Here is a 13,838-nt window from a genome sequence, read left to right on the forward strand (position 1 = left end):
GTCTTCTGAAGAAAATAAAGTTTGCATCACTTTTAGGAGTGCTGCCTGTTCTGCAAAATTGTGAAGAGAAGATTGATCTGGATGCTTCCAGGTATTTTTGGGTTTTTGACCCAAAGATGTCCGAGCCCGGTTCTGATGATACCAAGGATGACCTAGCCGGTCGGATCTGGAGGAAGAGCTGGAGTAGGTAGGAAGCATGTCACTCTGGTCGGTCGTTGTTGGTGTTTTGGGGCTTTGCCCTAAACCACCTCTGACGACTTATTGATGTCCGTTTGCTAACCGCGCGGACCCGGATTTAATCTCGAGAAGCTGGTCTTAAAGATCAGGACACAAGTGAACCGCTCGGCGTGGTTCCAATAAAGTGGCCTGATCGAACACGTTGATGGCATCATGAGAAGGTTGGGTTGTAAAAGGTAGCCCTTCCGCTTGCTCTTCTGGAGCGAGCTATATTGATGAGCATTGGCAATGAGAACGATGAAGTGTTTTAAGGGCATTTGGTGGATGCCTTGGCATGCACAGGCGAAGAAGGACGTGATACGCTGCGAAAAGCCGTGGGGAGCTGCGAATAAGCTTTGATCCATGGATCTCCGAATGGGGCAACCCACCTTAGATATCTAGAAAATCTGTTTTGCTAGACACCTTTAATGTTCTGAACGGTTTGCGTGGGACTTCCCATACAGACCTTTAGGTCGTCGCCAACAGTTTGGCGCGCCGTCCGCAGCGCAGCGACCGCAAGGTCGCGACAGCGTGAGGACAGAACAGACCCGGCAATACCGGGTTCGAGGGTTCAGCAGAAGAGGTTTCTAGATATCGCTAATAAGGTATCTACACCTGAATACATAGGGTGTAAGAAGCGAACTCAGGGAACTGAAACATCTAAGTACCTGAAGGAAAGGACATCAACCGAGACTCCGTAAGTAGTGGCGAGCGAACGCGGACCAGGCCAGTGGCAATGTTGAATAAAGCTGAACAGGTTGGAAAGCCTGGCTAGAGTGGGTGATAGCCCCGTAAGCGTAGAACAGACATTGTCCTTGAGTAGGGCGGGACACGTGAAATCCTGTCTGAACATGGGGAGACCACTCTCCAAGCCTAAGTACTCGTGCATGACCGATAGCGAACAAGTACCGTGAGGGAAAGGTGAAAAGCACCCCGACAAGGGGAGTGAAATAGAACCTGAAACCGGATGCCTACAAGCAGTCGGAGGGCGCTCTTTTTAGTAAGGGGCCTGACGGCGTACCTTTTGTATAATGGGTCAACGACTTAGTGTATCTAGCAAGCTTAAGCCGGTAGGTGTAGGCGCAGCGAAAGCGAGTCTGAATAGGGCGATTTAGTTAGATGCATTAGACCCGAAACCGAGTGATCTAGCCATGAGCAGGCTGAAGGTTGGGTAACACCAACTGGAGGGCCGAACCCGCATCTGTTGCAATAGATTGGGATGACTTGTGGCTAGGGGTGAAAGGCCAATCAAACTCGGAGATAGCTGGTTCTCCGCGAAATCTATTTAGGTAGAGCGTCGACCGAATACCCTCGGGGGTAGAGCACTGGATGGGCTATGGGGACTCACCGTCTTACTGATCCTAACCAAACTCCGAATACCGAGGAGTACTAGTCGGCAGACACACGGCGGGTGCTAACGTCCGTCGTGAAGAGGGCAACAACCCTGACCTCCAGCTAAGGTCCCCAAGTCATGGCTAAGTGGGAAAGGATGTGAGGATCCCAAAACAACCAGGATGTTGGCTTAGAAGCAGCCATCATTTAAAGAAAGCGTAACAGCTCACTGGTCTAAATAAGGGTCTTTGCGCCGAAAATGTAACGGGGCTAAAGCCATGCACCGAAGCTGAGGATATGCACGCAAGTGTATGTGGTAGCGGAGCGTTCCGTAAGTCTGTGAAGGAGGACCCGTGAGGGCCTCTGGAGATATCGGAAGTGCGAATGTTGACATGAGTAACGATAAAGGGGGTGAGAGACCCCCTCGCCGAAAGACCAAGGGTTCCTGCTTAAAGTTAATCTGAGCAGGGTTAGCCGGCCCCTAAGGCGAGGCAGAAATGCGTAGTCGATGGGAACCACGTTAATATTCGTGGGCCTGGTGGTAGTGACGGATCGCGTAAGTTGTACCTCCTTATTGGATTGGATGTGCAGCGGGGCGGTTCCAGGAAATAGCTCCACCGTATAGACCGTACCCGAAACCGACACAGGTGGTCAGGTAGAGCATACCAAGGCGCTTGAGAGAACTATGTTGAAGGAACTCGGCAAATTGCACGCGTAACTTCGGAAGAAGCGTGACCCCTTTTTACGCAAGTGGAAAGGGGTGGCACAGACCAGGGGGTAGCGACTGTTTATCAAAAACACAGGGCTCTGCGAAGTCGAAAGACGACGTATAGGGCCTGACGCCTGCCCGGTGCTGGAAGGTTAAAGGGAGAGGTGCAAGCTTTGAACTGAAGCCCCAGTAAACGGCGGCCGTAACTATAACGGTCCTAAGGTAGCGAAATTCCTTGTCGGGTAAGTTCCGACCTGCACGAATGGCGTAACGACTTCCCCGCTGTCTCCAACATAGACTCAGTGAAATTGAATTCCCCGTGAAGATGCGGGGTTCCTGCGGTTAGACGGAAAGACCCCGTGCACCTTTACTATAGCTTTACACTGGCATTCGTGTCGGCATGTGTAGGATAGGTGGTAGGCTTTGAAGCGGGGACGCCAGTTCTCGTGGAGCCATCCTTGAAATACCACCCTTATCGTCATGGATGTCTAACCGCGGTCCGTTATCCGGATCCGGGACAGTGTATGGTGGGTAGTTTGACTGGGGCGGTCGCCTCCGAAAGAGTAACGGAGGCGCGCGATGGTGGGCTCAGACCGGTCGGAAATCGGTCGTCGAGTGCAATGGCATAAGCCCGCCTGACTGCGAGACTGACAAGTCGAGCAGAGACGAAAGTCGGTCATAGTGATCCGGTGGTCCCGCGTGGAAGGGCCATCGCTCAACGGATAAAAGGTACGCCGGGGATAACAGGCTGATGACCCCCAAGAGTCCATATCGACGGGGTTGTTTGGCACCTCGATGTCGGCTCATCGCATCCTGGGGCTGGAGCAGGTCCCAAGGGTTTGGCTGTTCGCCAATTAAAGCGGTACGTGAGCTGGGTTCAGAACGTCGTGAGACAGTTCGGTCCCTATCTGCCGTGGGTGTAGGAATATTGACAGGATCTGTCCCTAGTACGAGAGGACCGGGATGGACATATCTCTGGTGGACCTGTTGTCGTGCCAACGGCATAGCAGGGTAGCTATATATGGAAGGGATAACCGCTGAAGGCATCTAAGCGGGAAACCCACCTGAAAACGAGTATTCCCTATCAGGGCCGTGGAAGACGACCACGTTGATAGGAGGCGTGTGGACGTGCAGTAATGCATGAAGCTTAGCCTTACTAATAGCCCGATTGGCTTCATCGTTCTCATTGACTATGCTCATCTCAAGGCCAACGCGTGAGCGTTGGTCCTGACAGAGCGAAGGCGAAAGCCTTTGCGACGGGCCCGGCGAACACGTCAGTGTTCGTCCGGTTTGTTGCACCAAAGACGTGTTCAACTAAGACAAAAGGGGGTTCGCCTCCGCCAGCTTCTCGATAAAGCGTTGCAATGGTCGCCCATTGCCACGCATACATTGCCCTTAATCGACCTGGTGGTCATTGCGGGGTGGCTGCACCCGTTCCCTTTCCGAACACGGCCGTGAAACACCCCTGCGCCAATGGTACTCCGTCTTAAGACGCGGGAGAGTAGGTCGCTGCCAGGTCTATTAAAGGCAATGCCATCCATAAGGATGGACCAAACAATCTTCTCACACATAACAAACCGGCCCCTGGCCAAACCAAGGGCCGCTCCCAAAGCGGCCTTTTGTCGTTGCTGGGGTTTAACGAAATAATGGGACGTTCGGTCTGTAGCCGGTGCGTCCCTCACAGGAGACAAATCCTTCGGATTTGCTCCGGCACTACACGTAAACCGCAACGCGGTTTGCGCAGACGCGAAATTTGGCAATGCCAAATTCGCTTGGCGCGGGGTGGAGCAGCCCGGTAGCTCGTCAGGCTCATAACCTGAAGGCCGCAGGTTCAAATCCTGCCCCCGCAACCAAATCATCATTATCGAAAAACACCCGTAGCCATAAGCTGCGGGTGTTTTGCGTTTGTAGCCTGACCGAACCGCATCGACGGCCGATACGCCGTGTCCGCCAAAGACGGGTGACGCCGGATGGGATCGGGTTTGCTGGGCTTCTCCTCAGACAATCCTGACAACTCTTCGAGCGACGCTCGTGTTGCTAGCCTCTGCCAGGGCTTAAGACAAATCTGCACGGGCGCAGGTTTCAGTGCTCAAACGAAATTGCGAGACCGCCTTTCCTTCCTTGAGGTTGCAGGTTTGCCGTTCGCTGCACTATCGTGCAAGCCGATTGCCTGATGGAGGTTACCGTCCAAGGGCGGCGGGCTGCCGAAAGGTTTGCCGCTGACCGACATCCCCTCCGAATATGATGACGTTTGGACCCGTAGGCGCTGAGGCCATGACAGGCTGTCAGTGAAACAAAGGAATGACATGTCTGATTTCGATTTCTTTTCCGCAAGGCGCCCGTCGACCCTGTCGACCGGCGCGATGATTGCCACGTCGCATCCGCTCGCCACCGCAGCCGGTCTGGAAGTCCTGCAGGATGGCGGCAATGCTGTCGACGCAGCGATTGCGGCTGTCTCCGTCCAATGCGTCGTCGATCCCCTGATGACCGGTATCGGTGGCGATTGCTTTGCGCTCTACGCACCTGCGGGCGGTGCGGTCAAGGCGCTCAACGGTTCGGGCCGCGCGCCTGCCGCCGCCTCCGTTGCAGCCCTTACAGAGCTCGGCATAAACGGCGAGATTCCCCAGACAAGCCCGCATTCGGTCACCGTCCCGGGTGCCATTTCCGCCTGGTGCCGTCTCCACACCGACCATGGAACTCTACCGCTCGAGCAATTGTTCATGCGCGCGATCGGCTATGCGCGTTCCGGCTTTCCCGTCACGCCTCGTGTCGCGATGGACTGGAAGGGCAATGAAAAAGTCATCGCCGGCGACAGCCACGCCGCTGCGGTGTTTCTGCCTGAAGGCAAGGCGCCCGTTGCAGGCGATGTCATCCGTCAGCCGCTTTTGGCAGACCGCCTCGAGGAGATTGCTGCAGGCGGGGCTGCCGCCTTCTACGAAGGGGAAACGGCGGAAAAGATGGTTGCCCATCTGCGCTCGCTCGGTGGTCTGCACACGCTCGAGGATTTCGAGGCCGGCACGGATGGCGCGAACTGGGTGGATCCGGTCAGCGCCAGCTACAAGGGTTTCGACGTCCACGAGTGCCCGCCGAATGGACAGGGGCTGGCGGCGCTGCTGATCCTGAAGATCGTCGAAGGCTTCGATCTCGCCGCCATGGACGAGGCGGATCGGATCCATGTGCACGCGGAGGCGACCAAGATCGCCTATCATCACCGCGACGCCCTGATCGCAGACCCCGACCATTGCGCGGGCGTTGCCGAACAGCTGTTGTCCGACGAAGTCGTTGCGACGCTCCGCAGCCGTATCGACATGAAGAAGGCACTGCCGCCGGTTCTGTGGGACGAGCCAGAACACAAGGACACGATCTATCTCTGCGTCGTCGATACGCAGGGCAACGCGATTTCCTTTATCAATTCGATCTTCCATCCCTTCGGCTCGACGCGTCTCGACTCGAAGACCGGCGTGCTGTTCCACAGCCGTGGCGCGTCTTTCCGGCTGATCGAGGCGCATCCGAATGCGATCGGCCCGTCGAAGCGCCCGATGCACACGATCATTCCCGGCATGGTGACGCAGGATGGCAAAACGGTGATGCCGTTTGGCGTGATGGGCGGCCATTACCAGGCAGCGGGTCATGCGGCCTTCCTGTCGGGCGTGATCGACAGAGGTCTCGATTTGCAGGCGGCCATGGACGTGCCGCGCAGTTTCGGCTTCGGCGGCGTGCTGGAACTCGAGCCCACCGTCAGCCCGGCGGTGCGGGCAGATCTTGAAGCGAGGGGCCATGTGCTGAAGATCGTCACCAGCCCGATCGGAGGCAGTCAGGCCATTCGCATCCGCGACGGCCTGCTCGAGGGCGGGTCGGACAGCCGCAAGGACGGCATGGCGCTCGGCTTCTAGCCATGGCGGCGTATTCCGTTACCGTCGTTCAGAAGTGCAAAAAGCCCGCCGAGTGCGGGCTTTTTGTCGTTCTAGCAGACAGAGGAACGCCCTAGCGCCACTGTTTCATTTCCGCGTCCACCAGCGCGCGCCATGCCTGGGAATCGATCAGAACCTGCGGAAACAGGCCCGGGATCTCGAAAAACGGGGCCGAGGGGTGCTCGTCCGAACTCCGTGCAGCGGCGGAGAGAAGCTCGTCGCGGCGCGGATCGTTGCAGTCCTGTAGCCGGCAAACGGCCGCCAGCCACACGCCGACGACATGCGCATAGGCCGCCCCATCCTCGCCCTCGGCGAGAACCTCCGCTGCGGGACCAAAAATCCGCTGCGGGATCTTCTGGCTCGTATCCATCGCGATCTGTGCGCAACGATGCGCGATCGTCGGGTTGGCAAAGCGTTGCAGAAGCTGCTGGATATAGGCCGACAGGTCGATTCCCGGCACCGGGTCGAGCGTCTTGACCACGGTGTTGAGATGTCGCTCGACATCCGCAACATGCCGTTCGACCGTCATCACGTCACGGGTGCATTCCAGCCCGTCCAGCAGGCCCAGATGCGCAAGCAGCGTATGCGAACCGTTGAGAAGCCGCAGCTTCATTTTTTCATAGGGCTCGACATCGACGGCAAAGAGGGCGCCGGCGGCTTCCCATTGCGGTCGGCCGGAGACGAACTCGTCTTCGATCACCCATTGCAGAAACGGCTCCGTATCGAGCGCCAGTGCGTCTTCGACGCCGAGCAGTCGGGATGCGCGCTGCCGGGTTTCTTCCGTGGCGGCAGGCACGATCCTGTCCACCATGCTCGAGGGAAATGCACCGTTCTCGGCAATCCATTCGGCAAGAGCGGGGTCGCGCCGGTTTGCCATGTCGAGCACCAGCCGCCGCAGGATCTTGCCATTGGACGGAAGATTGTCGCAGCAGAGCACGGTGAACGGCGCGACATCCAGGTTGCGGCGAAGCGCCAGCCCTTCGACGATGAAACCGATCGGGCCGACCGGCGCCTGCGGGTTTTGAAGATCCGCGGCAACGGAGGGGTGATCGGGATCGAGGCCGCCTGTCGTCGGATGCAGCCCGTAGGCCTTTTCGGAGACGGTGAGTGTGACGATCCGGATGTCGGGGCTGGCGAGATAGGCCAGAACCTGATCGCGCTGGTCCGCAGCGCAGATCCAGTCGACGGTCGAACCGATCACCTCGGAACGATCGCCCTCGGTGTCGCGCACGGTGATCGAGTAGAGCCCGTCCTGTTCGGCAATCGCTTTGACCGGCTCCGGCGAGCGCAGATTGACCGTAACGATGCCCCAGGGGCCAAACTCCGCCTCGAGCGCCTTTTGCGTATAGACCGCCTGATGGGCGCGGTGAAAGGCACCGAGCCCGAAATGCACGATCCCGGGGCGAAGTTTCGTGCGGTCGAATGTCGGACCGGTCACGGTTTCAGGCAACACCGTCGCGGATGAAAGTCTCTGCAGGGTCATTCTCTTGCTCCAAATTCCGGATGGCTGAGCGCGCGCTCGATGCCGCGTAGTTCCGCCAGACCCTTGAGCCGGCCGATCGCCGGATAGCCCGGCTGGGCGCCACGGGTGAGATCGTCGAGGATCTCCTGACCATGGTCCGGCCGCATGGCAATCCTGTGATCCTCACGTCCTTCGCGATGACGCCGCTTCTCCTCCTTCAACAGGGCGGCGATGACCGCCACCATGTCGGTACCGCCTTCGAGATGCTCGTCTTCGAAGAAGGAGCAGGGCAAGGAGTCCTCATCGCGCGTCACATTGCGCAGATGGACGAAATGGATGCGGTCGGCAAAACGCTCGGCAATCCGGGGGAGATCGTTATCCGCACGCGCGCCGAGCGAGCCGGAGCACAGCGTCACGCCATTGGCGCGGCTGTCGACTGCTTTGAGCATATGGGCGTAATCGTCTTCGGTCGAAAGGATCCGCGGCAGGCCAAGCAGCGGCCATGGCGGATCGTCCGGATGAGCGCAGATGCTGATCCCCACCTGTTCAGCGACAGGCACGACTTGCGACAGGAAATCGACGAGGTTCGACTGCAGCTTTTCGCGGTTGATGCCGTGGTAAGTCCTCAGCTTTTCCAGAAGCTGGTCGAGCGAGTAGCCGTCCGCCGAGCCCGGCAGCCCGGCACCGATGTTGCGGCCGAGTGCTGCGATCCTGTCGTCCGCGAGCTCGGAGAAGCGCCTCGCCGCTTTGTCCTGCAGGGCTTCCGGATAATCGGCGGCCGCATCCGGTCGCTTCAGAATATGGATGTCGAAGGCGACGAAATCGGTAAGGTCGAAGCGCATTGCCTTTGCGCCGTGCCGCGTTTCCCAGCGCAGGTCGGTCCGGGTCCAGTCGAGGACCGGCATGAAATTATAGCAGACTGTGCGAATGCCGCTTTGCGAAAGGCGGCGCAGGCTTTCCTGCCAGTTGGCGACATGGGTGCGCCAGTCGCCGGTCTGGGTCTTTATATCTTCCGAGACAGGCACGCTTTCGACCACATCCCAGTAAAGACCTCCAGCCTTGATTTCCGCGTGTCGCTTCTCGATCTCGTCGGCCGGCCATACGGCCCCTGTCGGGATGTGATGCAGGGCGCTGACAATGCCTTCCGCGCCGGCCTGCGCCGCGTCCCTCACCGAGACCTTGTCGACCGGTCCGAACCATCGCCAGGTATGCTTCATTCTGTTCTTCCCGTTTCATGGTCGAAAAGTGCGATCTGCACCTTGCAGGCGACGGACCGGTCCGAAGCCTGTTCGAAAGCGCTCACCGCGTCCTCGAGTGGATAGGTATGCGAAAGGATTGGCCGCACATCGATGGCGCGCCGCGAAATCAGATCGACCGCTTCTGCAAACTCGCGATCGAAGCGCTGCGAACCGCGCCAGTTGATTTCCTTGCCGACCAGCATGTTGAGCGGGATCGTCACGTCTCCCGTCACGCCCACCTGAACAAGAGTTCCCCGCGGCTTCAGGGCTGCAAGAGCGGTGCGAAGCGCTGGGCCGGCGGCAGAGCAGTCGAAGGCCACATCGACCGTGCCTTTGCCTTCGAGATAGGGCGCAAGCGCTTCCGCGTTTTCGGCGACGTTGACCGTATCGGTCGCGCCCATGGCGGGCGCCCGGGCAAGCGCTGCATCGGCGAGATCCGTCACGATGATCTCGGCAGCGCCTGCATACCGGGCGGTTGCGACCGTCAGAAGGCCGATCGGTCCAGCGCCGGTCACCAGCACGCGCTTGTTTTTGAGATCGCCGGCCTGGGAAACTGCATGAAGGCAGACTGCCAGCGGTTCGGCGCAGGCGGCTTCGGCTGGCGAAACATCTGCCGAGACCGGATGGCACTGCATTGCCGGCACGACCAGATGATCGCGGAACATGCCCTGTTCGTGCGGCAGGCGCATGGCGCTGCCCATGAACCGCATTTCGAGGCAGTGGATCGGTTGGCCGAGACTGCAATAGTGGCATTGGCCACAGGGTTGGGAAGGATTGACGGCGACCAGGGTGCCGACGCTGAGACCGGAAACGCCGTCTCCGATCGCTTCGACGAAGCCGGATGCTTCGTGGCCGGAGATGATCGGCTCGCGCACGCGGATCGGGCCGAAGCCGCCGTCCTGGTAATAATGCAGGTCAGAGCCGCAGATGCCGCCCATCGCCATGCGCAGGAGCACTTCACCGGGGCGAGGAGCTTTATAACCCTCGCTCTCGACCTTGAGATCGCGTTTGCCATGCAGGCGGACGACGCGGGTAAGCATGGGGATAGCCTCGTTTCATGCGTTTCGATCGGTCATTCCGCGCCGGTTGCCCGACGCGGAATGTGTGTCGGTATCAGCGGATCAGGCCCATTTCCGTCGGCAGCCACAGCGTGATTGCCGGCACGAAGGTGATCAGCACCAGTGCGAGCAGCAGCGGCACCAGCCAGGGCAGGATGGCCATCGTAGTGCGCTCGACGGACAGTTTCGCGACGCGGGACAGGACGAACAGAACCATGCCGAGCGGCGGGTGCAGCAGCCCGATCATTAGGTTGAGCGTCATGATCAGACCGAAATGCACCGGATCGATGTCGAACTGAAGCACGATCGGCAGCAGGATCGGCACCAGGATGGTGATCGCGGCGATCGTATCGAGGAAGCAGCCGACGAACAGCATCAACAGGTTGACGAGGATCAGGAACACCCACTTGCTGTCGGTCAGGCTGGTGATCGCCGTAGACAGAAGCTGCGCCGTCTGGCTGACCGTCAAAAGCCATGCAAAGACGGAGGCCGCGGCCACGATGAACAGCACGGAGGCCGTCGTTTCGATCGTGTCGAAGGTTGCCTTGGCAAGCGATTTGAAGGTCATGGTGCGATAGCGCACGAGGCCGAGGAACAGCGACCACAGCACGGCGGCAACGGCTGCCTCCGTCGGCGTGAACCAACCCATCGTCATGCCGCCGATCAGGATGACCGGGGTCATCAGCGCCATGACGGCGGAGAAGTCGAAATACCAGTCGCAGGCGAGAAGCACGACGAGCGCGATCAGGATCGACAGGTTGAGCGACAGTCCCATCAGCGTCAGCAGATAGATACCAAGCGGCACCATGGCCACAACAAGGACTTCCGTCGATGCGCTGAGGATATTCCTCCAGCTGAACGGCGTATCGGAACCCCAGCGTTTCACATAGGCGAAGATGGCAACGGTCAGCATCATCAGCACCGTCATGACGACGCCCGGCACGATGCCGGCCATGAACAGCGCGCCGATCGAAACGTTGGCCATCATCCCGTAGATGACGAAGGGCAGCGATGGCGGAAAGATAGGACCAAGCGTTGCCGATGCCGCGGTGACGCCGACGGCGGCCTCGATCGGATAGCCGTGGTCCTTCATCGCCTTGATCTCGATCGTGCCGATGCCGGCAGCGTCGGCAAGCGCTGTTCCGGACATGCCGGAAAAGATGACCGAACCGATGATGTTGACCTGCGCCAAACCACCTTTCATCCAGCCGACCAGCGCGACTGCGAAAGAGTAGATGCGGCCGGTCACGCCGGCGCTGTTCATCAGGTTGCCGGCCAGAATGAAGAAGGGAACAGCCAGAAGCGGGAAGCTCTCGACACCGGCAATCAGCCGCTGCGCGACGATGATGTCAGGCGCAACATTGTAAAAGACGATGTAGAGGACCGACGAGGTTGCCATGGAGATGGCGACCGGAAGACCCAGCACCATCAGGAGAAGAAACGAACCGATAAGCAGCAGCATGAAATCAATCCTCGGCGTTCTGGAATTCTTCGGGGCGCTCGAGCACCGAATAACCGCGGCGCATGTTGGCGACGAAAACCTGGATGGAGCGCAGCAGCATCAGCACGAAGGCAACCAGCACGCTGTAGAAGACGATGTTGCGGGGCAGGTTTACGGTGACCATCTCCTCGCCCTCGACGATTTCCATGTACCGCCACATCAGCCATGATCCGTAGGCAAAGAAACCGACCCGGATAATGTCGACCAACGTCGCCATGATGCGCGTCACATGCGGCGGAAGGTAGTGATAGAGAACGTCCACCTGAATGTGGCGCGACATGCGCACGCACATGACGGCACCGAGGAAAACCACGCCGATCAGGCAATTGACGGCGATTTCCTCTGTCCAGGCATAGCTGTCGTTGAGGACGTAACGGGTAAAGAACTGCAGGAAGACGCAGCCCGTCATCACCCAGAACAGGGCAAGCGTGACCCAGTCCTCGAAGGCATAGATTTTAAGGTCCACATCGACGGGCGCTTCGTCGAATGTATGGGCAAGCTCCTCAGGGGTCACCTGAGTGTGGATTTCCGGGGATGTCGACATGGATCCGATCCAGTTTCACGAAGGGAAGGCGCGGCTCTTGCGAGCCGCGCGAACGTTGGCGTGATCCGCGTTACTTGATGGCGCGGATGGCTTCCCAATCGGATTTCGCGTAGCCGAACTCTTCGAAGGTCACCTTCTCGAGCACCGTCTTTTCGAAGTCGGCCTTGTCGACTTCAACAACGTTGAGGCCGCGCTTCTTGAAGTCCTCGACGAGCGCCTTTTCGCGTTCCTCAATGATCTTGGTGGTGCGGGTGGCGGCTTCCTGCGTCACTTCCGTGAAGATTTTCTTGTCTTCGTCCGACAGGCTTGCCCAGCGGCTCTTGGAAATGACCGTGTTGAGATGGTCGACGATGTGACCGGACAGAACGATGTTCTTCTGGACTTCAAAGAACTTCTTCGCCTCGATCGTGGTCAGCGGATTTTCCTGGGCGTCGACCGTGCCGTTCTGCAGGGCGAGATAGACTTCGGCAAACGCGATCGGCGTGGTGTTGGCGCCGCAGGCCCGTGGCATGGCAAGGTAGGCCGGAACGTCCGGAACGCGCATCTTGACGCCCTTCAGGTCGGCGCATTTTTCGATCGGCTTATTGGATGTCGTATGGCGCGTGCCGTAGTAGCTGACGGCTGTGATCACGTTGCCGGTCTTGTCTTCATAGCCCTTGGAGAGGCGCTTGAAGACGTCGCTCTTCACATAGGCGATGAGGTGCGCCGGATCGCGAAAGATGTAGGGGAAGTAGGTCACGCCGATCGGCTTGTAATCGCGGGCAGCGAAGCTGGAGCCGGAAATGATCATGTCGACCGTTCCGAGCTTCAGACCCTGGTTGATGTCGGCTTCCTTGCCGAGCTGCGACGCGGGGAAGACGTCGATCTTGTAGCGACCTTCGGTCCGCTTGGCGATTTCGCCTGCAGCCCATACGGATTCCGTATGGAACGGCTCCGAGGTCTCATAGACATGCGCCCACTTGAGCGCTGTTTGCGCCTGTGCGCCGATTGCCGACGCCATGACGACGGCGGCGGCACCTAAAATAGTGGTAAACTTCAACATAACTTTCTCCTCCCGAATTGAAATCTCAAACTATCGTCTCGATCCGCCGCCTCCTCGCGGTCGGATCAGTCGTTCCTCGTCGGCTCCTCTCCGAAGCTTTCCGAGAATCTCTTCTGCGACAGCGTCAAATGCTGCCGCATGGCCTCGCGCGCATCGGCGGGGTTGCCCGCCGCAAGCGCGTCGCGAATGATCTTGTGTTCTTCGAGTGCTGCCTTCCAGGTGTGCGGGCCTTCGAAATAGCTGGCCAGCTTGGTGAAATACGGCGACAGCCGCTTGTCGTAGATCAGGCCGGTAAAGCGGTTGAGCGCCGAATTGCCGATCATGTCCGCAATCGCCGTATGAAACGCCCGGTCCAGCGCCAGCGCCTGGTGCGAATCGTCGAGCGAACCCTCCATCTCCGCAAGGATCGAATTGAGCTTTGCGATGCTCTCGCTGTCGGCCTTGCGGGCTGCCTCTTCGGCAATAGCGCTCTCGATCAGGCAGCGCGCCTGCAGGATTTCAAAAGGACCATCGCTGTCATCGGCGGCAAGGATTTCCGGCTGCCGGTTTGATCTGGCGCTGACATAGACGCCGGATCCCATGCGGATCTGGATCAGACCCTCGACTTCGAGCACGATCAGGGCTTCGCGAATGGTGGGGCGGGACACGCCAAGGCGCTCGGCAAGCTCACGCTCGGCCGGCAGACGCTCACCGGGCCGGACTTCTCCGGCTTCGATCAGCGTACGAAGCTGTTCCGCGGCCTGCCTGTAAAGGCGGCGCGGCTCAAGGGCGACGAACATGGTGTCCTCCACGCGTTCTCCCGACGCGTAATGCGGTCAGATTGTC

At 59.0% G+C, this 13,838-nt stretch carries 8 protein-coding genes, 1 tRNA gene and 2 rRNA genes; 4 read left to right on the forward strand and 7 right to left on the reverse strand.

The window, feature by feature from the left end:
- Positions 1-473: 473 nt before the first annotated feature.
- The 4 genes from ACQY1P_RS05415 (at position 474) to ACQY1P_RS05430 (ending at position 6,150) form a co-directional block, all read left to right on the forward strand.
- Positions 474-3,438 (forward strand): 23S ribosomal RNA (locus tag ACQY1P_RS05415).
- 222 nt (positions 3,439-3,660) lie between these two features.
- Positions 3,661-3,775, forward strand: a 5S ribosomal RNA gene (gene rrf, locus ACQY1P_RS05420).
- Between the two features lie 258 nt (positions 3,776-4,033).
- Positions 4,034-4,110 (forward strand) — tRNA-Met (locus ACQY1P_RS05425).
- A gap of 453 nt (positions 4,111-4,563) precedes the next feature.
- Positions 4,564-6,150: a gamma-glutamyltransferase family protein gene (locus ACQY1P_RS05430; RefSeq protein ID WP_430255574.1), complete on the forward strand. Its 1,587-nt coding sequence runs from the start codon at positions 4,564-4,566 to the stop codon at positions 6,148-6,150.
- Between the two features lie 91 nt (positions 6,151-6,241).
- Here ACQY1P_RS05430 and ACQY1P_RS05435 read toward each other — a convergent pair whose 3' ends face one another.
- The 7 genes from ACQY1P_RS05435 to ACQY1P_RS05465 all read right to left on the reverse strand — a co-directional run bounded on the left by ACQY1P_RS05435 (position 6,242) and on the right by ACQY1P_RS05465 (position 13,792).
- Positions 6,242-7,651 carry a mannitol dehydrogenase family protein gene (locus tag ACQY1P_RS05435; protein ID WP_430255576.1) on the reverse strand — a complete coding sequence of 470 codons (1,410 nt, stop codon included), beginning with the start codon at positions 7,649-7,651 and terminating at the stop codon, positions 6,242-6,244.
- Positions 7,648-8,847: a mannonate dehydratase gene (uxuA, locus tag ACQY1P_RS05440; RefSeq protein WP_430255578.1), complete on the reverse strand. Its 1,200-nt coding sequence runs from the start codon at positions 8,845-8,847 to the stop codon at positions 7,648-7,650. The genes ACQY1P_RS05435 and uxuA overlap by 4 nt, the downstream gene beginning before the upstream one ends.
- Positions 8,844-9,908, reverse strand: coding sequence for an L-idonate 5-dehydrogenase (locus ACQY1P_RS05445; protein ID WP_430255580.1), 1,065 nt, complete (start codon positions 9,906-9,908; stop codon positions 8,844-8,846). The genes uxuA and ACQY1P_RS05445 overlap by 4 nt, the downstream gene beginning before the upstream one ends.
- Before the next feature lie 73 nt (positions 9,909-9,981).
- Positions 9,982-11,388 (reverse strand): TRAP transporter large permease, encoded by a 1,407-nt coding sequence (locus ACQY1P_RS05450; protein WP_113109244.1) that lies wholly within the window; start codon positions 11,386-11,388, stop codon positions 9,982-9,984.
- 4 nt (positions 11,389-11,392) lie between these two features.
- Positions 11,393-11,971 (reverse strand): TRAP transporter small permease, encoded by a 579-nt coding sequence (locus ACQY1P_RS05455; protein WP_062454265.1) that lies wholly within the window; start codon positions 11,969-11,971, stop codon positions 11,393-11,395.
- Between the two features lie 70 nt (positions 11,972-12,041).
- The gene (locus ACQY1P_RS05460) at positions 12,042-13,013 is read right to left on the reverse strand and encodes a sialic acid TRAP transporter substrate-binding protein SiaP (RefSeq protein WP_062454264.1); all 972 of its coding nucleotides are present in this window, start codon (positions 13,011-13,013) and stop codon (positions 12,042-12,044) included.
- A gap of 65 nt (positions 13,014-13,078) precedes the next feature.
- Entirely contained in the window at positions 13,079-13,792 is a 714-nt protein-coding gene (locus ACQY1P_RS05465; protein ID WP_092664076.1) for a FadR/GntR family transcriptional regulator, read from the reverse strand.
- Between the last annotated feature and the right edge of the window lie 46 nt (positions 13,793-13,838).

The organism is Neorhizobium sp. DAR64872/K0K18, assembly GCF_050500175.1.
Classification (GTDB): domain Bacteria; phylum Pseudomonadota; class Alphaproteobacteria; order Rhizobiales; family Rhizobiaceae; genus Neorhizobium; species Neorhizobium soli.